Source organism: Vagococcus elongatus, assembly GCF_003987645.1.
GTDB classification, from domain to species: domain Bacteria; phylum Bacillota; class Bacilli; order Lactobacillales; family Vagococcaceae; genus Vagococcus_A; species Vagococcus_A elongatus.
Genome location: NZ_NGKA01000012.1, coordinates 24,561 through 44,051 on the forward strand (window position 1 = coordinate 24,561; position 19,491 = coordinate 44,051).

Consider the following 19,491-nt stretch of genomic DNA (forward strand, 5'->3'; position numbering starts at 1 on the left):
CACCTCTTTCTCCCTACATATTCTAGCACAAGAAAACCAAATTTAAAAGATATGGGTCATGATGGAAATAAGTTTTTTCAAAGAGATTCGGTTTTGGAATTCTCCTGAGGATTCATGTTATACTGTTAATAGTAAAAATGATGTTGAAAGATTACATAAGAGAGAGGATGACTATAGTGGCAGCGGCTAGTCAACTACAACTGATCACAGCCTATTCTTTATTAAAGAGTACCAACCGGATACCTGAATTAGTCAGTCAAGCTAAACAAACAGGGTATACTGCTTTGGGGATTGCTGATATCAATGTCATGTATGGCGTTGTGGAATTTTATAAAGAATGTCAGCGTCAAGAGATTCATCCTTTAATCGGTTTGACGATTGAATATACAGTACCAGACATTGACCAAAAAGTTTTTAGTTTGGTTCTCCATGCTAAAAATGATATTGGCTACCGAAATTTGTTGAAAATTTCGACAGCTAAAATGGAAAACTCTGATAAAAATAATTTTACACTGGAAGATTTTTCCCCGTGGCTGTCTGATATTCTCGTGAGTATTCCCGGAGAGTCCTCACAGATAAACTATTATTTAACCCGCTCTCAAGAAGAAGCGGCTATCCAGTGGCTTGAGAAGATGAAAGAAATTACAGATGAGGGGTGTCTGTACGGCGGAGTATCCACCCAGCAAGCCCCCGAAATACGAGGGGCTCTTGTAGACCTTTATGCGTCTGCAGAAGTGCCGGTAACTGTTTTAAATCATGTCCGTTATCTTCATCCCAGTGATCATTTTTCCATTGAGGTTTTGGCTCATATCGAAGAAGGAACAAAACTGGAGAATCTGGAGGACCAGAAGACAGGTTCTTTTTATTTGCCTGAAGCTGACAGATACCGTGAACTTTGCCATCAGCTTGGCTTGGATGAGGCATTTGAAAACAGCAACCATATGGCAGACTTGTGCCAGTTTGAAATGAACTTTTCCCAAACCTTGTTGCCCCATTATGATACGCCGGAAGGGCAGACTTCTGCAACGTATTTAAGAAAACTGTGTTTCGACTTCTTGCCTGAACGGGTTAAAAACTTAGATGAACGGTATAACGAGCGTTTAGAAAAGGAATTGTCCGTAATTCATCAAATGGGATTTGACGATTATTTTTTGATTATTTGGGACGTGATGCGTTTTACTGCTGAACAAAACATTGTGACCGGTGCAGGACGTGGCTCTGCAGCAGGCTCCCTTGTTTCATACGTGTTATCTATCACAGATGTAGACCCGATAAAATATAATTTATTATTTGAACGGTTTTTAAATATCGAACGCAATTCCATGCCCGATATTGATTTGGATATCCCTGATAATCGGCGTGACGAAGTCTTGCACTATGTCTTTGAAAAATATGGGCATCATCACATGGCGCAAATCGCGACCTTTGGGACGATGGCGGCGAAGATGGTTCTTAGAGACGTTTGCCGAGTCTTCGGGCTTTCCCAAAGTGAAGCGAATTTGTGGTCTAATGCTATACCTAACGTGCTGAAAATAACTTTATCTGAAGCTTATGAGCAATCCAAAAAATTGCAGCATCTGGTGGGTCAATCTGAACGTAACCAGTTGATTTTTGATTTGGCTTTAAAGCTGGAAGGTCTGCCTAGACATGTGTCCACTCATGCCGCAGGGGTCGTCATCAGTGATCATATACTGACAGATGTGGTGCCTTTGCAGGAGGGAACGAATAATATTCCTCTGACTCAGTTTGCCATGGGAGATGTGGAAGCTGTTGGCTTATTAAAGATGGACTTTTTAGGCTTGCGGAATTTATCAATCATTGATGATACGTTGCGTAAAATTCGTCAGTTGACTGGGAAAAAATTAAGCCATCGGGATATTCCGATGGATGATTCTGAAACATTAGATTTATTTAAAAGAGGACAAACGATAGGGGTATTTCAGTTTGAGTCAAACGGCATTCGAAACGTTTTGCGTCGGGTGGCACCTGAGTCGATTGAAGATATTGCGGCGGTCAATGCGTTGTATCGCCCGGGACCGATGCAAAATATCGATTTGTTTGTCAAGCGGAAGAACAAAGAAGTCCCTATCGACTATCCCCATGAAAGTTTGAAAGATATTCTGGACGTTACTTATGGAATTATCGTTTATCAGGAACAAATCATGCAAGTAGCAGCAAAGATGGCTGGTTTTACGTTGGGACAGGCAGATATTTTACAGCGGGCAATCAGTAAGAAAGTAAAATCGACTATTGATGAGCAGAAACAAAACTTTATTGAAGGGTCGGTGGCTCAAGGGTATAGTCACCAAGTGGCAGAGGAAGTGTACCAATACATTGAACGCTTCGCGAATTATGGTTTCAATCGTTCTCATGCCATGGCCTATTCTTTTGTGGGCTATCAGATGGCCTATTTGAAGGTTCACTATCCTGCCCCGTTTTTTGCTTCCTTACTCCATTCTGTCAGACATAACTTGAAAAAAATCAAAGAATATATCAGCGATGCCAAAAAGTATGGTTTGACAATCAAAGGGCCGGATATCAACAAAAGCGGATACAGTTTCACTCTAAAAAAGGACGAATTGCTATTCGGATTTAGTTCACTCAAGGGAATTCGTCGTGACTTTATCCGCAATTTAATTGATGAACGGGAGTTGAATGGTCCATACAGAAGTTTAGATAATTTTCTGATTCGGATTGATAATCGCTGGTTGAAAGAGGATATGATTGCTCCTTTGATTAAAATCGGAGCCTTCGACCAGCTGGAACCTAATCGCCGGCAGTTAGCGACAGACCTTGACGGCAATATAAAAAATATTGTGTATAGTGGCGGAAGCATGGATTTGTTGGAAATTTTAAGCTTGAAAAAAGATGCAATCGCCGATTATACAATGGAAGAAAAGCTTGCGTATGAGGAAGAATTACTGGGAACTTATTTTTCCGGCCATCCAGTGGATCATTATGAAACATTGAAGATAGTCAGAGGGGTCAAACCGATCAATTTAGGAGAATTAGGGAAAAAAATCACCAGTTTAGTCTACGTCAAAGAAGTTCGTCAAATCCGAACTAAAAGAGGAGAACAGATGGCTTTTCTTCGAGGCAGTGATGAAACCAGCGACATATCTATTACTGTATTTCCAGAGTTGTTTCGCGAGGTTTTCAGAAAACTAGGAGAAAACCAAGTCTTTTTGGTCGCTGGAAAATTTGTGCAAAGCAATTACAATCAGGAGCTGCAGATTTTGGCAGAAGAACTTCGTCCCGCAAAAGAGTTTGAAGAAGAAATAGGAAGAAGAATTTGTTATTTAAAAATCCCTAAAGACCAAGAGACGGAACTAAAACTAAAGGAAATAAAAGAAAAAGTCAGAAAATATCCGGGGATTACCCCTGTGATTATATTCGTTGAAGAAACTTCCAAAAAAATCTTTTTAGGCAAGAATTTTTGGGTCCAAGACAGTAGTGCTACTCAGGAAACTATTAGCCAGATTTTGGGAGAAGAGAATGTTGTTTTTCAATAAAAGGATGAAAAAGACCACTTTTTTCATTAATTTTCATTATTTCTTTGATTTTGTAAGACTTTTATTAAAAAAAATGGTAAAATAACTTAGGAAATGGAATTTTGGTAATTAATACATTAAATTGTTGAATAAATATTTGAGGTGAATATTAGTAATGAAACGTATTGGAATTTTAACCAGTGGGGGAGATGCCCCAGGAATGAATGCGGCTATCCGAGCTGTGACCCGCAAAGCAATTTTTGAAGGGATGGAAGTGTACGGCATTAATTATGGTTATGCTGGTTTGGTGGCTGGTGATATTAGACGGCTAGATATTTCTGATGTTGGCGATAAAATCCAGCGGGGGGGAACTTTCCTGTATTCTGCCAGATATCCGGAATTTGCTACAGAAGAAGGGCAGCTTAAAGGAATTGAGCAGTTAAAGAAATTTGGAATCGAAGGATTAGTAGTCATTGGCGGCGATGGTTCTTATCATGGCGCTTTAGCTCTAACGAAGCATGGTTTCCCTGCTATCGGCTTGCCGGGAACGATTGATAATGATATCCCGGGAACTGATTTTACGATAGGTTTTGATACAGCTACTAATACCGTTTTAGAAGCAGTAGACAGAATTCGTGACACTGCAACGTCTCATGTGCGTACCTTTATCATTGAAGTAATGGGACGAGATGCTGGCGACATTGCTTTATGGGCAGGTGTTGCAGGCGGAGCAGATGACATCATTATTCCTGAGCATAATTTTGATATGAAAGTTGTTGCCGGAAAAATACAAGAAGGTCGCGACCGCGGCAAAAAACATTGCTTGATCATCTTAGCTGAGGGTGTCATGGGTGGTAATGAGTTCGCTGAAAAACTTAGAGAATATGGAAATTACCATGCGCGAGTCACTGTGTTAGGCCATGTGGTTCGAGGCGGTTCTCCGACTGCACGTGACCGAGTGTTGGCAAGTAAATTTGGCTGGCGAGCTGTGGAATTATTAAAAGAAGGCAAGGGCGGTTTGTGTATCGGCATCTTGGATAATAAAATCGTCGCAGCTGATATCGTGGATACATTGGAGAATAAAAAACATCGGCCAGATTTAGAGTTGTATCGCTTGAATAATGAAATTTCACTGTAGATAAAACTTAGTTTGCTTAAGGATGATTTTCTCTTTCTGTTGGATGGAATAAATTTAATTAACCGTCTAGTCGTGCTTGGTTCGATTACTTGAGTGTGAGATTTCCTAGCAGGACTTATGAATAAAATATTAGGAGCGCGTAAATAATGAAGAAGACAAAAATTGTATGTACGATCGGACCTGTCAGTGAATCAGTGGAAACTCTTGTAGAATTAATGAATGCTGGGATGAATGTTTGCCGTCTAAATTTCTCTCACGGAGACTTTGAAGAACACGGCAACAGAATCAAAAATATTCGTGAAGCTTCAAAAATTTCTGGTCATCGTGTTGCCATCTTACTGGATACCAAAGGACCGGAAATACGTACCCATGACATGGAAAACGGTGCAGTAGAGTTGCACACTGGACAAGTGATCCACATTTCAATGAAACAAGTATTAGGAAATAGCGAACGTTTTTCTATCAGCTATCCTGATTTAATCAATGATGTTGAAGTTGGCGGCCATATCTTGCTGGATGACGGATTGGTCGATTTGGAAATAATTGAATTGGACCAAGCCAACCAAGAAATTATCACAAAAGTTTTAAATGAAGGTGTCCTGAAAAATAAAAAAGGTGTCAACGTTCCCGGTGCAGCAGTTAATTTGCCAGGAATCACTGAAAAAGATGCAGCAGATATCCGTTTTGGTATTGAACAAGATGTAGACTTTATCGCAGCAAGTTTTGTTCGACGTCCAAGCGATGTGTTAGAAATTGCTGAAATTCTAGAAAATAATAAAGCTACCCATATTCAAATCATTTCCAAAATCGAAAATCAAGAGGGTGTTGACAATATCGACAGCATCTTGAAAGTGTCAGCTGGATTGATGGTAGCTCGGGGAGACCTTGGTGTAGAAATCCCGACAGAAGATGTACCAGTTGTTCAAAAAGAACTAATCAAGAAATGTAACGACTTAGGAAAACCTGTTATCACTGCCACTCAGATGCTGGATTCTATGCAGCAAAATCCGCGTCCGACACGTGCAGAAGCAAGTGACGTCGCCAATGCTATTTTTGACGGTACTGACGCAATCATGTTGTCTGGAGAAACTGCTGCCGGTGACTATCCGATAGAAGCTGTTCAAACAATGTCACGGATTGCTGTCCGGACTGAGGATGCTCTTGTGGATCAAGACGCCTTTGCTTTGAAACGTTACAGCAAAACTGATACTACAGAGGCTATTGGTCAGTCAGTAGGACACACCGCCCGTAATTTGAATATCAAAACAATCGTTGCGGCGACAGGTTCTGGTTACACGGCAAAAATGATTGCCAAATACCGTCCTAAATCTCATATTATTGCGATGACATTTAGTGAACAGAAAGCTCGCAGCTTGGCATTGTCTTGGGGAGTTTTCCCGGCAGTCAGCGAAAAACCGGACTCAACAGATGCGATGTTCGCTCGCTCGGCAGAGTTAGCTAAAGAATTAGGCTTTGCTAAAGAAGGAGAATTGATACTGATTACCGCAGGTGTCCCAGTGGGAGAAAGCGGAACAACCAACTTGATGAAGATTCAACTGATTGGTTCAAGATTGCTGTCAGGTCAAGGCATCGGAAATAAATCAGTGGTCAGCCATGCAGTGGTGGCAAAATCAGCAGCAGAAGCTGTGGAAAAAGCGGTTGAAGGCAGTATCTTAGTTGTGAAAACAACTGATAAGGACTACATGCCTGCCATTGACTTAGCCAGTGCTTTAATCGTTGAAGAAGGCGGATTGACGTCACATGCGGCAGTTGTTGCAATCGCTAAAGGCATCCCGGTAATCGTGGGAGCTGAAGATGCTACCTCAGTCGTTGAAGATGGCTCATTGATTACCCTTGATCCAAAAACAGGGATGGTTTATCGCGGGGAAACTTCTGTTTCAGCTTAAGTCAACAACAAAGAATAGAAGCTCTAGGCTTCTATTCTTTTTTTCTTTCAGATGACGTGTTAAACTATGTTTTATGAGATTGATTAGAAAGAATGTGATAGATTGAAGAATGATAAAAAATTTTCCTATAGCCAACTTATGACAGGGATTATCGTCAGTGTACTATTGGCAGTCGCAGGAACTTATTTGGTTTTAAAAGAAACTCAAGGCCTATCATCGAGAACTGCTCAGGAAAGTCAGGCAACTCTGGATGGGAATCTTTCTTCTGTCGAAGAAGTATTTAACTTGATTCTGGCTAATTATTTGGGTGATGTAGATGAAGAAGAGTTGGTTAAGGGAGCAATCGCCGGGATGACCGCAGCCATCGGAGATCCCTACTCAGGCTTCTACACAGGGCTTGACAAAGAGGAATTAGATGAGGTTATTACCGGTTCCTTTGAAGGTATCGGAGCTACAATGTCCCTTAAAAATGAACTGCCGACGATTTCAGAACCGCCGATTCCCGGGACACCTGCTGAAAGAGCAAGGCTGCAGGAAAACGATGTGATTTTGAAAGTCGATGGCGTGGAAACTGCTGGCAAAGCATTGACAGACGTAGTCAAGAAAATTAGGGGTGAAAAAGGCACCGAGGTCACGTTGACGATTGAACGGGGCGGAGACGTTTTTGATGTGACGCTAGTTCGTGATACTGTTCCTGTCCACTCAGTTTCAGTTGATATTTCCCCAGAAAATAAATCAGTTGGCATAGTGAACGTCTCAACGTTTAGTCAAAACACAGGGAAAGAATTCAATAAGGGCATTGAAGAATTGAGAAGTTCCGGAGCAACCTCTTTTATCATTGATTTGAGAGGAAATCCTGGCGGTTCTCTAGACCAAGTTCTTATGATGGCAAGCAGATTTTTGAAAGATGACCAAGTGATATTGCAAGTTCAGGATGGTGAAGGAAAGACAGAGAAAATCACTGCAGGAGAAGATCTTGATGAGGGCAATAAAATAACGGAAAAAACAATTGTTTTAGTCGACCGTAATAGTGCCAGTGCTTCAGAGATATTTGCTGCTGCGTTGAAAGAAAATAATCGTGCAGAAATCATAGGTGAACAAACTTTTGGCAAGGGCACGATGCAAGTGGTGAAATCACTCAGTGAAGACACAGAGTTAAAACTAACAACGAACAAGTGGCTGACACCAGACGGAAACTGGCTCAATGAAGAAGGTTTGCCGCCAAGTATTGAGGTTGCCTATCCTGATTACTATGAGGTCAGGGCAATCGATACAGCCAATTCCTTTCAGCTTGGCGCTTCCGGTCAAAGTGTGGAATCAATCAATCAAATGTTAGCCGCTTTAGGTTACAGTTCTTCAGAAACCCAAGATCAGTTTACAGACGAGACCGTCGCAGGTGTCAAAGCTTTCCAAGAGAAAGAAAAATTGTCTGTGACAGGAGTCGTGGATAAACAAACAGCTAACCAACTAGGTATAAGACTGGTAGAGCATTTGAAAGCCAATGATGCACAAATGAGACGTGCATTAACGGAAATTGCGAAGTAAATGACTGTTTCTGATGGGATATATTTGGTAGAATAGTAGTAGAATGTGAAGGTAAGGGTGTGGATGTTGCTGTGAATGAAAAACATATCGAAACATTAGCCTATTGGTTAAAAATAATGGTAGTGGCTGGTATTTTTGTGTTTATCTTGCGCGGCTTTATCTTTATTCCCATGAGTGTAGAAGGAAACTCTATGGAAAAAACCCTTCATCCTGATGACCATATCGTCTACGAGAAATTTTCTTCTATCCACCGCTTTGATATTATTATTTTTCAAACAACGGATGGGTTGATTTATGTTAAACGAGTCATAGGTTTGCCCGGGGATCATATCCAGTATAAGGATGATGAACTTTATATCAATGGAGAAAAAACAGAAGAAGATTTTTTAGGACAAGCAAAAATAAAACGTGACAGTAATCAGTACACCACGAATTTCGATACAGAAGAATTGCTTGGCAAAAAAGAAATTTCTGAGGATCACTTTTTTGTTCTAGGAGATAACCGGCGGATCAGTAAGGATAGCCGATCTTTTGGTGAGGTTTCTTCTGACCAGATTATCGGGAAAGCCCGGTTGGTTTATTTTCCTCTCCGTCATTTTAAAATCTTTTAAGAATGTGATTTATCAAATTAAAAAGTAACTGTTAAAGAAGACTTTAGATAAGTCTTCTTTTTTGGCTGCTATTATTTCTGATGATACCCTTTTATTTTGATCTATAAAATAACGCTGTCGCATACGATTTTGGTCAAAAAATGGTATGAAATTTGGAAACCCAACCTGTCATTAAGTGTTTTAATCAGAGTTGTAAAACTCTGAAGGTGAGTTTTTTTATTTTGTTAAAAAAACATTGTATAATACCGTTAATAGTGAAGAGAAATCTGTGTGTCCACAATAAGCGAAAATTTCCAAGAAATAATAGGAAAGACAGTCTTATAAGTAGAAGTATCAAGGGTACTAGGATAATAGTTAAGCAAGGTCGATTTAAGGAGGGAAAGTTATGGAGAAAGTCAACTATTGCCTTCGAGAGGGGGAGCCTTTCGATATAGGAAGGTCTATTGGTGAAAAGTTGTGTAAGAATGAATTAAAAATGACGTCTTTTTTTGATAATTTGGAAATGGCAATCGATTCAGATAGTCTTACAAAGACGATGGATTTATTCACAAAGTATTGTCCCCATGTGCTGGAAGAAATCAATGGTTTCAGTAATGTACTTGAAATAGAATCAAGAAAAAACTTTTATCTTTCTTACAGTTTTATCTCTCCTTCATGCAGTCAACTGGCAATCAAAAATTCAACTAATTATCCAGACTCTTCAGTCCTTGTGCGGAATTATGATTTTGATTTAAGCACGGAAGATTTCGTGATTGTCAACTATAAAAGTAAAGATAACTATCATTTTATTGGAACGAGTATGCTGACTTTTGGTGTGGACAGCGGCGTTAACGAGCATGGATTAGCTGTGAGTATGTCCGCTTGTGGTCCCCCAGTCGGGATTTTTCAAAAAGCTAAAGTATCAGGCTTACGTTTCTGGGTAGTTATCCGCTTACTGCTTGAGACCTGTAAAACTGTGGGTCAGGCAAAAGAGCTCCTAAGTGAACTGCCTTTAGGGGATAATGTGAGTTATGTTTGTATCGACTCTACAGATAATATGCTATTGTATCAAACAGTCAACGGTGTGAGAGACTATTCGATTGTTGAAAATTCTTCTGAAAACTATTCTATCCATGTTACCAATCATCCCACATTTCCTAAAACAGTTTGTGAATTTCCTTATGCAGCACAAAATTCACTTATCAGGTATCATCTGCTTGAAAATTACCTGAAAGTCTCGGGAAGGAAATCATTAAGTGATCTCAAAAAGATTTTTACTACTTTATTTCCCCGAGGTCTATATTGCAACTATTATGATGAGTTTTTCGGTACAACCAAAACAGTGGTTTTGTATCCCAAGGAAAGAAAACTTGAGATTTGCTGGTGCGGTCTTGAAAAAAATGGTTGGAAAACTTATGAGCTTAATGATTCCAAAGAAGAAGAAACATACGTTGCAACCTATGAAAAAGGGATTGCCCCTGAAGATATGTTTAACATGATTAGGCTGAAAGAATGATTATCTTAAAGAGGGCAGGAGCATTCTAAAAAGCAAAGCATCGTTTGGGCAAGGACTTTTATTTCCTTGAAACAAGGCTGTTATCGCAGATCGCAGAAAATATGCTATACTATTCAAAGTAGAAATAAACAGTGTACATCCCTATTTATTAGATGATTTGTGAGTAACTATTGTTACCTTTATTTATCTGAGATGTACTGTGGTTTTAGGGGAAGGAAGAGTCATATATGACCATTCAATGGTTTCCAGGGCACATGGCGAAAGCCCGTCGTGAAGTCACAGAAAAATTAAAATTTGTTGATATCGTATTTGAGTTAATTGATGCTAGGTTGCCTATTTCTAGCCGCAATCCAATGTTGGATGAAATCATCCAGCATAAACCACGCTTGATATTGTTAAATAAAGCGGATTTGGCTGACCCGGTCCAAACTAGAAAGTGGCAGACATTTTTTTCAACACAAGGGTACACGGCATTGAGTTTGAATTCTCAAAAAGGTACAGGAATCAAACAAATCATCCCGGCTTCTCAAGAAATACTGAAAGAAAAGCGGGAGCGGCAAAAGGCCCGAGGCATGAAGGAGCAGCCTATTCGTGCGATGATTATAGGGATTCCCAATGTGGGGAAATCTACCCTGATGAATCGGTTAGTTAAAAAGAATGTTGCGCAAACAGGTAATCGTCCGGGAATAACCAAAGGACAGCAATGGCTCAAGGTGGGAAATCAGCTGGAGTTGCTGGACACACCCGGCATCCTATGGCCTAAATTTGAGGATGAATTAATTGGTAAAAAGTTGGCCTTAACAGGGGCGATTAAAGATACATTGCTTCATTTAGATGACATTGCCTTGTTTGCGATTGATTTTTTTAATACTTATTATCAGCAGCAATATGGCAAAAGATATCAGCTGTCAGCAGAAGAATTACAATTAGATAAAGTAGAACAGCTGATGCTGATCACTAAAAAAAGAGGTTTCCGTGAGGATTATGAACGTGCCAGTGAGATGTTGGTACAAGAAATCAGAAATGGACTGGTGGGGCCTTTTACTTTGGACCGTGCGGAAGAGTGGGAGGCAGAAAAATTTGGGACAGACAATTAAAGAAATTCGTGAGAAACTTCATCAGTCAGTTGTTACCGAGCAAGAGCTGAAAGAGTTGGCAGCCGATGAGCGCAAAGGCGTACAACACTTGCTTCAGCAGTACTATCGGCGTCAGGAAAAGCTGGCAGCCGAAAAGGCACGTTACCAACGCATGTGGCATTATGAAAATGAGTTGAGAGAAAAAGGTTATAAATTAATCGCCGGAATCGATGAAGTGGGCCGGGGGCCTTTAGCGGGTCCTGTGGTGGCTGCGGCGGTCATATTGCCAGAAAATGTCGCATTAGATGGTTTAAATGACTCGAAACAACTATCTTTAGCTAAAAGAGAAAGTTTATTTTTAGAGATACAAGAGACAGCACTTGCCATCGGTATTGGTGTTGTTTCACCGGAAACAATCGACCGGCTGAATATTTATCAGGCGACCTTGCTGGCGATGGAGCAAGCTTTACAGAAGTTGACTCCTCAGCCTGACTTTGTCTTGATCGATGCTATGACTGTAAAAAATAGTTCATTGCCTCAAAAAAGTCTCATCAAAGGCGACGCTAAAAGTGTTTCAATTGCGGCTGCCAGTGTGATGGCAAAAGTCACAAGAGACCGGATGATGGCGGATTACGATCAAACATTTCCCGGCTACGGTTTCGCTAAAAATGCCGGTTATGGCACGGCGGAACATTTGGCAGGGTTAGCAGACAATGGCGTGACAGCCATTCATCGCAAGAGTTTTTCGCCTGTGAAAGAGATGCTGCAACAAAGTCAATAAACCTGAAGACATCGAGTCTTTAAAACAATATTTTAATGAAACCTCTTCTTTCTCGCAAATATAATGGTGAGAAAGGGGAGGTTTTATGATGACAAATTTAACGCTGCAAGCTTTTTTATTGAAACACTTGAAAGGGATAGGTAATATCGGATTATTAAAAATTTTTCAAAAACTTTACGACGTAGACTTTTTTTCTTTGACGTCAGCTGAATTAGCTTATATTGGAAACGTACGCCGGCAACATATGGTATCTTTTGAGAAAAGTCACAAAGAAATACTTGAACATATCGACCAATTGTATGAAGTGTTTCATCAAGAAGGATTCATCTCAATAGCAGATGAGAGCTATCCAAAATTACTTTTGGAAACATATAATCCGCCCTTGGGACTGTTTTTTAAAGGGGATATTTCTTTACTTAAAACTCACTGTGTTGCTATAGTGGGAGCTAGAGATTTTTCCAGCTATGGCATAGAGGCGACACAAAAAATAGTTGCAGGTTTAGTTGATGACAAGTATACTATCGTAAGTGGTCTAGCCAAGGGCATCGACACTTTCGCCCATAAAAGTGCTATCCAGTATTACGGTAAAACTATCGCTATCATCGGCAGCGGTCTAGATATATTTTATCCGAAAGAAAATCGAGAACTGCAAAATTTTCTCGGAAAAAATCATCTGGTTTTATCGGAATTTCTTCATGGAACACCTCCAAGAAACTATCATTTTCCCATGCGCAACCGGATTATTGCCGGTATTAGCCAAGGAACATGCGTGATAGAGGCAAAGAAACGCAGCGGATCGTTGATTACAGCTCAACTTGCTTTGGAAAACGGCAGAGAAGTGTTTGCAGTTCCCGGAAACATTTTTTCGAAGAATTCGACAGGCTGCCATGAGCTAATTGAGCAGGGAGCAAAGTGTGTCTGGAATGGAAAACATATAATAGAAGAGATCGAACATTTTAAAGAGAAAACAATGGAAGTTGACAAAATGAAAAGTTAAGCATAAGATAATTAACGATTCAATCAATGAATGATTTTACATAGAGAAGGTGGTAAATATACATGGCATACAAGTATCTGGTGATCGTAGAATCACCTGCAAAAGCCAAAACAATAGAAAAATATCTTGGACGAAATTACAAAGTAGTTGCAAGTGTGGGACATTTACGGGACTTGCCTAAAAGCAGGATGGCAATAGACTTCGAAAATAATTATCAGCCTGAGTATATTTCGATTCGCGGCAAGGGCCCGATTATCAAGGACTTAAAAAAGCATGCTAAAAAAGCTCAAAAGGTTTATTTGGCAAGTGACCCGGACCGTGAAGGGGAAGCAATCGCTTGGCATCTGGCACACTTACTAGATTTGGACTTAGATGATGAGAATCGTGTGGTCTTTAATGAAATTACCAAAGATGCAGTCAAAGCTGCATTTAAAGAGCCTAGAAAAATTAATTTGGATTTAGTTGATGCCCAGCAAGCACGACGGATTTTGGATCGGATTGTTGGTTATTCCATCAGTCCTCTTCTTTGGAAAAAGGTTAAAAAAGGATTGAGTGCAGGACGGGTACAATCTGTGACGTTGAAAATGATTCTTGACCGGGAAAAAGAAATCGAAAAATTCAAACCGGAAGAATACTGGTCAATTACGGGTAATTTCCAAAAAGGGCGTAAAAAATTCAAAGCTGCATTTTACGGTTTGAATCAGAAAAAGATGAAGTTAAAGACAGCAGATGATGTAAAAGAAGTGACAGATCGTTTGACTTCAAGAGATTACACTGTAGGCAATATCACTAAAAAAGAACGAAAACGAAACCCTGCCAAACCTTTTACAACTAGTAGTTTACAACAAGAAGCTGCTCGGAAAATAAATTTCAGAACACGTAAAACGATGATGGTCGCTCAACAATTGTATGAAGGGATCTCTATCGGAAAAGAAGGTACCGTGGGTTTGATTACCTATATGCGTACCGATTCCACGAGACTCTCTGATACCGTCAAAGAAGAAGCAGCCAGATATATCACTGAAACTTATGGCAAAGAATACTCTGCTGGAATGAAAAAAAATGCCAAAGCTGCCTCAGGGGCACAGGATGCCCACGAAGCCATCCGTCCTTCCAGTATTTACAGGACGCCGGATTCTTTAGCAAAACATTTGGATAAAGATCAGATGAAATTATATAGTTTGATTTGGGCTAGAACAGTTGCCAGTCTGATGATGCCAGCGGTGATGGATACCATGCGAGTGACTTTAGAACAAAATGATGTAACCTTTGTAGCCAACGGTTCGAAAATCAAATTTCACGGCTTTATGAAAGTATATATTGAAGGAAAAGACGATGGAAAAGAAGAAAAAGAAAATATTTTACCTGATTTGGCTGTAGGAGATGTGGTTAAGGCTGCAGATATCGAGCCAAAACAGCATTTTACTCAACCACCGGCACGCTATACTGAAGCTACCCTGATTAAAACATTGGAAGAAAATGGCGTCGGTCGTCCTTCCACGTATGCGCCCACATTGGAAACCATTCAACGTCGTTATTATGTAAAATTAGTGCAAAAAAGATTTGAGCCCACAGAATTAGGGGAAATCGTCAATGGTTTGACCGTAGAATTTTTCCCTCAAATCGTAGATATTCAGTTTACTGCTGAGATGGAAAAAGAACTGGACGGCATTGCGGAAGCCAAGGAAGAATGGGTGGAAGTTATTGATCGTTTTTATCAGCCTTTTGAAAAAGAGTTAGCCAAGGCAGAAGTGGAAATGGAAAAGGTTCAGATCAAAGACGAACCTGCAGGGTTTGATTGTGAGCTTTGCGGCAATCCCATGGTCATCAAGCTTGGACGCTATGGAAAATTTTATGCTTGCAGCAATTTCCCAGAATGTCGCAATACAAAAGCGATTGTCAAAGAAATCGGCATGAAATGTCCTACGTGTCATGAAGGGGAAGTCATCGAGAGAAAAACCAAGAAAAACCGGATTTTTTATGGGTGCAGTCGTTACCCAGAATGTGAGTTCACCTCTTGGGATAAACCGATTCCTCGGAATTGTCCAAAATGTGACCATTATTTAGTTGAGAAAAAAGTTAAAGGCGGCAAGCAAGTTCGCTGCAGTAACTGTGATTATCAAGAAGATGTGCAAAAATAAAAACGTGTAAGGCAAACAACTCAAACTGGCGAAAAGAGGGGAAGCAATGGCAGAAGAAGTTACAATTATTGGCGCTGGTTTAGCGGGAAGCGAAGCGGCTTGGCAGGCGGCACAAGCAGGTGTACGGGTCATGTTGTTTGAAATGCGGAAAAACAAAAAAACACCGGCCCATGTCACAGAAAATTTTGCTGAATTGGTTTGTTCTAATTCCTTTAGAGGCAGAAGTATCACGAATGCTGTAGGGTTGTTAAAAGAAGAAATGCGTCATTTTGATTCTTTGATCATGGCAGCAGCAGATGCAGCGGAAGTCCCGGCTGGCGGAGCTCTTGCCGTAGATAGAACTGTTTTTTCTGAATATGTGACAGAAAAATTGCGTTCTCATCCCAACATCACTGTATTTGATGAAGAGGTTGACCGCTTGCCTGAAGGATTGACCATCGTTGCCACAGGTCCTTTGACCTCAGATAAATTGGCCGAAGATATTGCAAGATTCACACAATCTGAAAGTTTATATTTTTACGATGCCGCAGCACCAATTATTGAAAAGTCTTCTATCGACATGGATAAAGTTTATTTGAAATCCAGATATGACAAAGGTGAAGCAGCTTATCTGAATTGTCCTATGACCAAAGAAGAGTTTTATGCTTTTCGCGAGGCTCTAATCGAAGCTGAAGTGGCCCCATTAAATAGTTTTGAAGATGTCAAAGTGTTTGAAGGGTGTATGCCGATTGAGGTGATGGCCTCACGGGGGGAAAAAACAATGTTGTTTGGTCCTATGAAACCTGTTGGATTGGAAGATCCCAAAACAAACAAACGTCCTTATGCTGTGGTTCAGTTGCGACAAGATAATGCCGCCGGATCATTGTTTAATATTGTAGGTTTTCAAACACATTTAAAATGGGGAGAACAAAAACGAGTGATTCGCATGATTCCCGGATTAGAGAACGCAGAAATCGTCCGTTACGGCGTCATGCATCGCAATACTTTTTTAAAGTCGCCGGAAATTTTGTTGCCCACCTATCAGACTAAAAAAAGAGCTGATTTATTTTTTGCGGGACAGATGACAGGAGTAGAAGGGTATGTGGAAAGTGCCGCCAGCGGGCTGCTGGCAGGGATAAATGCCGCGAAGTTGGCAAAAAGCACATCACCGATTACTTTACCTCCAGAAACAGCGATGGGTGCATTGGCTCATTATATCACTCAAGCAGAAGGCAAACATTTTCAACCGATGAATGTCAATTTTGGCATTATCCCGCCTCTTGAGGAACGCATCCGTGATAAGAAAGAACGGTACACGAAAGTGGCAGAGCGGGCGTTGGAGTTAATCAATACTTTGGAAATGTAAAAAGAATAAATATATATCGACCCCCAAAAGTTAGATTAAAAATCTAGTTTTTGGGAGGTCGTTTTTTTTTGACTGATTAATTAAAAATGATCGTGGGCATAAGGCTTTTCGAGTGGGATAAGGCTGTCTAGAATATCGATGCTCTGTTTGTTTCCTCTGATTTTTTCATGAAATAAAAGATCTTTGCCTGAAACTATCCGTAAAAATAATTGAGTAAAAGACTCAATGGTTCCTGCAATGTCCACGTTATCAGCAGAAGAAATCTTTGTCAGCTTTCCTGTGCCATTGATAATGGTCAGACGCCACAAGTGATTGTTCCAAGGGCAATGTGTATCTGTCACATCTAAAATAAGAGAGTATTTATCTGACGTTAGTCTAAAGGGAAACTGCTTGATGAACTCCTCTAAAAGTATGATTCGTACCATCAGACTAGCAGAAAGACTCTTTTCCAAAAAAGCGGGTTCGTCTAAAAAGGTTGTCCATTGATTGTGGGGAGAAGACTTGATAATGAAAGTGTCATAGCTTCCCGTATGATTTTTCATGTAAGTCAGTAGTTTGCTGAATGAAAAATATGTTTGAAAGGCTAATTCCCTTACTGAAAATGTGGAATCAGAACCATTCAGCTCATACATCATATATCCTTCCGGGGAGCCCTCATCATTGTAAGACAAAACCGTAAAACGTTTAGGATAATGGGCTCTGATATAATCCCACCACCAGTCAGACCGTACCAAAGCGCCGTGTTCTTTTTCGAGAGTGCTCCGATACACACTTTTTAAATCTTGCAAGTCTTTGGGTGACTGCCAGTCCACTAACTTAAATGTTCCTTTTTTTTCAGAAGTTAATTTATTAATTTCGTACTTGGATAAAGTAACAAACTGATCTTCAAAAGCTGTGGCATAACCAAAATTACGATAAAATCTGTGGGAGAAAGGGGCTAAATATGAGATCAAAGTTTTCGTTTTGCGGTAATCTTCAAAGAGTTTTTCAAAAAGCAGTCGATTTTTTCCTTCTCCCCGTTTTTCCGGAATCGACACCACATCAGCAATTCCCCCCATAGACATGGTGATACCGAAAATATTGGCCTGAAAAGGATGACTGATCAATTGATTTGTTAATTTTTCGTCTTCATAGATACCATAGTTATCCGTGAAGCGACATTTATCATAAAATACTTGCCGGTCTGCTGGAGATTCGATATTCCCCGATAAAAAAGCATAAGAGCTGATCAAATAACTCTCTTCAAATTGTTTCTGAGTTGTTAATTTTTGAATCATGAAAGCGCCTCCCTTAATTTTATAGCTTTATTTTAGCAGATAAGCGAGGACTTAAAAACTGATTGCATGAATTTTTAAGCTGCGGATGGCTGAAAATAAGAAAATTATTGAAGAAATTGTGTCTAAATTTCCAAAAATTTGGTAAATTCTGACAATTTAATTGTATCTAAAAAATGATTATGATACATTAGGCTTACAGAAATTGGAAGGAGCTTCTCATGGATAACATTTGGGTAGAAAGTTTTTTAGAGTATTTGATTGTTGAAAGAAATTACTCAGACAAGACAAAAATTGCTTATCAAGAGGATATTTCTAATTTTTTGACTTTTTTAAAAGACTCTGGGGATGAAGATTTTTTGGCGATTGATCACCAAGATGTCCGCATCTACCTTTCTTACTTATACGATAAAAACTACAGCCGCAATACAATCGGAAGAAAGGTTTCCAGTTTAAGATCCTTTTATCACTTTTTATTACAACAGCAGCAAATCGAAGAAAATCCTTTTTCTTATGTTCAAATGAAAAAGGGTCAGTTGCGCTTGCCACGTTTTTTTTATGAAAAAGAAATGGATGCGCTATTTGAAGCCGCAAAGGGAGATTCTCCGCTGGCTATTCGTAATATTGCTTTACTAGAATTATTGTATGGGACAGGGATGCGGGTCAGTGAGTGTGCGAATTTAAAAATAGAAAATATCGATTTTCAAATGGAAATTTTACTGGTTCACGGGAAAGGGGACAAGGAGCGTTACATCCCTTTTGGTTCCTACGCAGCCGATGCTTTGAGAGATTATCTGGAAAACAGCCGTAAACCGCTTATGAATAAGTATGGGAAGGCACATGGATTTGTCTTTGTTAACCATCGGGGAGATCAGATTACACCCCGGGGAATCGAATATGTGCTAAAGGAAATAATCAAAAAAAGCAGTCTTACGACAGACATTCACCCCCATATGCTGAGGCATACATTTGCAACCCATTTATTAAATAATGGGGCTGATATGCGGACGGTACAGGAATTGCTGGGACATGCCAGCTTATCCTCCACACAAATTTATACTCATGTTACGAAAGAAAATCTGCAAAAAAGTTATCGAGCGTTTCACCCTCGAGCATAAAAGAAAGAAGGAATGACAGTTATGAGTTATACAACATTTCACAGCACCACCATTTGTGCAGTAGAGAAGGACGGAAAATTTGCGATGGCCGGTGACGGACAGGTGACCATGGGCGAGTCTGTGATCATGAAAGGGACAGCAAAAAAAGTCCGCAGAATTTACAACAATCAAGTAGTTGTCGGTTTTGCAGGCAGTGTGGCAGATGCTTTTAATTTGGAGAATAAGTTTGAGGGAAAACTAAACGAATACAAAGGCAACTTGATGCGGGCGGCAGTAGAATTAGCCATGGAATGGCGCAGTGACAAAGTCATGCAGAAACTGGAAGCGATGCTGATTGTGATGAATGATAAAGAAATGCTGATTGTTTCAGGGACAGGCGAAGTGATTGCCCCTGATGATGGCATATTGGCGATCGGCTCAGGAGGAAATTATGCTTTGGCAGCGGCTAGAGCATTGAAGCGTAATGGCCGAGAAGATTTAACAGCAGCGGAAATTGCCAAAGAGGCATTGACCGTCGCTGGAGATATATGTGTTTTCACAAATCATAATATTTCTGTAGAAGAATTATAAAA

14 protein-coding genes are annotated in these 19,491 nt (G+C 40.1%); 13 read left to right on the top strand and 1 reads right to left on the bottom strand.

The features are described 5' to 3' along the window. Window positions 1-167: 167 nt before the first annotated feature. The 11 genes from dnaE (at window position 168) to trmFO (ending at window position 16,527) form a co-directional block, all read left to right on the top strand. Window positions 168-3,512 (top strand): DNA polymerase III subunit alpha, encoded by a 3,345-nt coding sequence (gene dnaE / locus CBF29_RS08575; RefSeq protein ID WP_126809333.1) that lies wholly within the window; start codon window positions 168-170, stop codon window positions 3,510-3,512. Window positions 3,513-3,666: 154 nt separating this feature from the next. Then, complete coding sequence (pfkA, locus tag CBF29_RS08580; protein WP_126809334.1) at window positions 3,667-4,629, top strand: 6-phosphofructokinase; 963 nt, start codon at window positions 3,667-3,669, stop codon at window positions 4,627-4,629. Between the two features lie 146 nt (window positions 4,630-4,775). Next, window positions 4,776-6,536 (top strand): pyruvate kinase, encoded by a 1,761-nt coding sequence (pyk, locus tag CBF29_RS08585; RefSeq protein ID WP_126809335.1) that lies wholly within the window; start codon window positions 4,776-4,778, stop codon window positions 6,534-6,536. A 102-nt stretch (window positions 6,537-6,638) separates the two neighbouring features. Then, window positions 6,639-8,081: a S41 family peptidase gene (locus CBF29_RS08590; RefSeq protein WP_126809336.1), complete on the top strand. Its 1,443-nt coding sequence runs from the start codon at window positions 6,639-6,641 to the stop codon at window positions 8,079-8,081. A gap of 59 nt (window positions 8,082-8,140) precedes the next feature. After that, window positions 8,141-8,692: a signal peptidase I gene (gene lepB / locus CBF29_RS08595; protein ID WP_281272914.1), complete on the top strand. Its 552-nt coding sequence runs from the start codon at window positions 8,141-8,143 to the stop codon at window positions 8,690-8,692. Between the two features lie 385 nt (window positions 8,693-9,077). Continuing rightward, the gene (locus CBF29_RS08600) at window positions 9,078-10,187 is read left to right on the top strand and encodes a C45 family autoproteolytic acyltransferase/hydrolase (RefSeq protein ID WP_126809337.1); all 1,110 of its coding nucleotides are present in this window, start codon (window positions 9,078-9,080) and stop codon (window positions 10,185-10,187) included. 227 nt (window positions 10,188-10,414) lie between these two features. Further along, entirely contained in the window at window positions 10,415-11,284 is an 870-nt protein-coding gene (ylqF, locus tag CBF29_RS08605) for a ribosome biogenesis GTPase YlqF (RefSeq protein ID WP_126809338.1), read from the top strand. After that, a complete protein-coding gene (locus CBF29_RS08610; RefSeq protein WP_245987327.1) occupies window positions 11,268-12,044 on the top strand; it encodes a ribonuclease HII in 777 nt (258 codons plus the stop codon). The genes ylqF and CBF29_RS08610 overlap by 17 nt, the downstream gene beginning before the upstream one ends. Before the next feature lie 88 nt (window positions 12,045-12,132). After that, entirely contained in the window at window positions 12,133-13,041 is a 909-nt protein-coding gene (gene dprA / locus CBF29_RS08615; RefSeq protein ID WP_245987328.1) for a DNA-processing protein DprA, read from the top strand. Between the two features lie 62 nt (window positions 13,042-13,103). After that, the gene (gene topA / locus CBF29_RS08620) at window positions 13,104-15,182 is read left to right on the top strand and encodes a type I DNA topoisomerase (protein WP_126809340.1); all 2,079 of its coding nucleotides are present in this window, start codon (window positions 13,104-13,106) and stop codon (window positions 15,180-15,182) included. Between the two features lie 46 nt (window positions 15,183-15,228). Continuing rightward, on the top strand, window positions 15,229-16,527 hold the full coding sequence (gene trmFO / locus CBF29_RS08625) for a methylenetetrahydrofolate--tRNA-(uracil(54)-C(5))-methyltransferase (FADH(2)-oxidizing) TrmFO (protein WP_126809341.1): 1,299 nt from the start codon (window positions 15,229-15,231) through the stop codon (window positions 16,525-16,527). Between the two features lie 80 nt (window positions 16,528-16,607). Here trmFO and CBF29_RS08630 read toward each other — a convergent pair whose 3' ends face one another. Then, a complete protein-coding gene (locus CBF29_RS08630) occupies window positions 16,608-17,804 on the bottom strand; it encodes a GNAT family N-acetyltransferase (protein WP_126809342.1) in 1,197 nt (398 codons plus the stop codon). A 218-nt stretch (window positions 17,805-18,022) separates the two neighbouring features. Between CBF29_RS08630 and xerC the strand changes: the two genes are divergently transcribed. Both xerC and hslV read left to right on the top strand, forming a co-directional pair. Beyond that, window positions 18,023-18,919, top strand: a complete 897-nt coding sequence (gene xerC / locus CBF29_RS08635; RefSeq protein ID WP_126809343.1) for a tyrosine recombinase XerC — start codon at window positions 18,023-18,025, stop codon at window positions 18,917-18,919. Between the two features lie 21 nt (window positions 18,920-18,940). Further along, a complete protein-coding gene (gene hslV, locus CBF29_RS08640; protein WP_126809344.1) occupies window positions 18,941-19,489 on the top strand; it encodes an ATP-dependent protease subunit HslV in 549 nt (182 codons plus the stop codon). The last annotated feature ends 2 nt before the right edge of the window (window positions 19,490-19,491 follow it).

What these genes read in the sequence shown, in the direction of transcription:
- hslV (WP_126809344.1), top strand. Translation starts at nt 18,941, where the DNA reads ATGAGTTATACAACATTTCACAGCACCACCATTTGTGCAGTAGAGAAG.
- xerC (WP_126809343.1), top strand. Translation starts at nt 18,023, where the DNA reads ATGGATAACATTTGGGTAGAAAGTTTTTTAGAGTATTTGATTGTTGAA.
- ylqF (WP_126809338.1), top strand. Translation starts at nt 10,415, where the DNA reads ATGACCATTCAATGGTTTCCAGGGCACATGGCGAAAGCCCGTCGTGAA.
- CBF29_RS08600 (WP_126809337.1), top strand. Translation starts at nt 9,078, where the DNA reads ATGGAGAAAGTCAACTATTGCCTTCGAGAGGGGGAGCCTTTCGATATA.
- pyk (WP_126809335.1), top strand. Translation starts at nt 4,776, where the DNA reads ATGAAGAAGACAAAAATTGTATGTACGATCGGACCTGTCAGTGAATCA.
- topA (WP_126809340.1), top strand. Translation starts at nt 13,104, where the DNA reads ATGGCATACAAGTATCTGGTGATCGTAGAATCACCTGCAAAAGCCAAA.
- trmFO (WP_126809341.1), top strand. Translation starts at nt 15,229, where the DNA reads ATGGCAGAAGAAGTTACAATTATTGGCGCTGGTTTAGCGGGAAGCGAA.
- dprA (WP_245987328.1), top strand. Translation starts at nt 12,133, where the DNA reads ATGACAAATTTAACGCTGCAAGCTTTTTTATTGAAACACTTGAAAGGG.
- dnaE (WP_126809333.1), top strand. Translation starts at nt 168, where the DNA reads ATGACTATAGTGGCAGCGGCTAGTCAACTACAACTGATCACAGCCTAT.
- CBF29_RS08630 (WP_126809342.1), bottom strand. Translation starts at nt 17,804, where the DNA reads ATGATTCAAAAATTAACAACTCAGAAACAATTTGAAGAGAGTTATTTG.
- pfkA (WP_126809334.1), top strand. Translation starts at nt 3,667, where the DNA reads ATGAAACGTATTGGAATTTTAACCAGTGGGGGAGATGCCCCAGGAATG.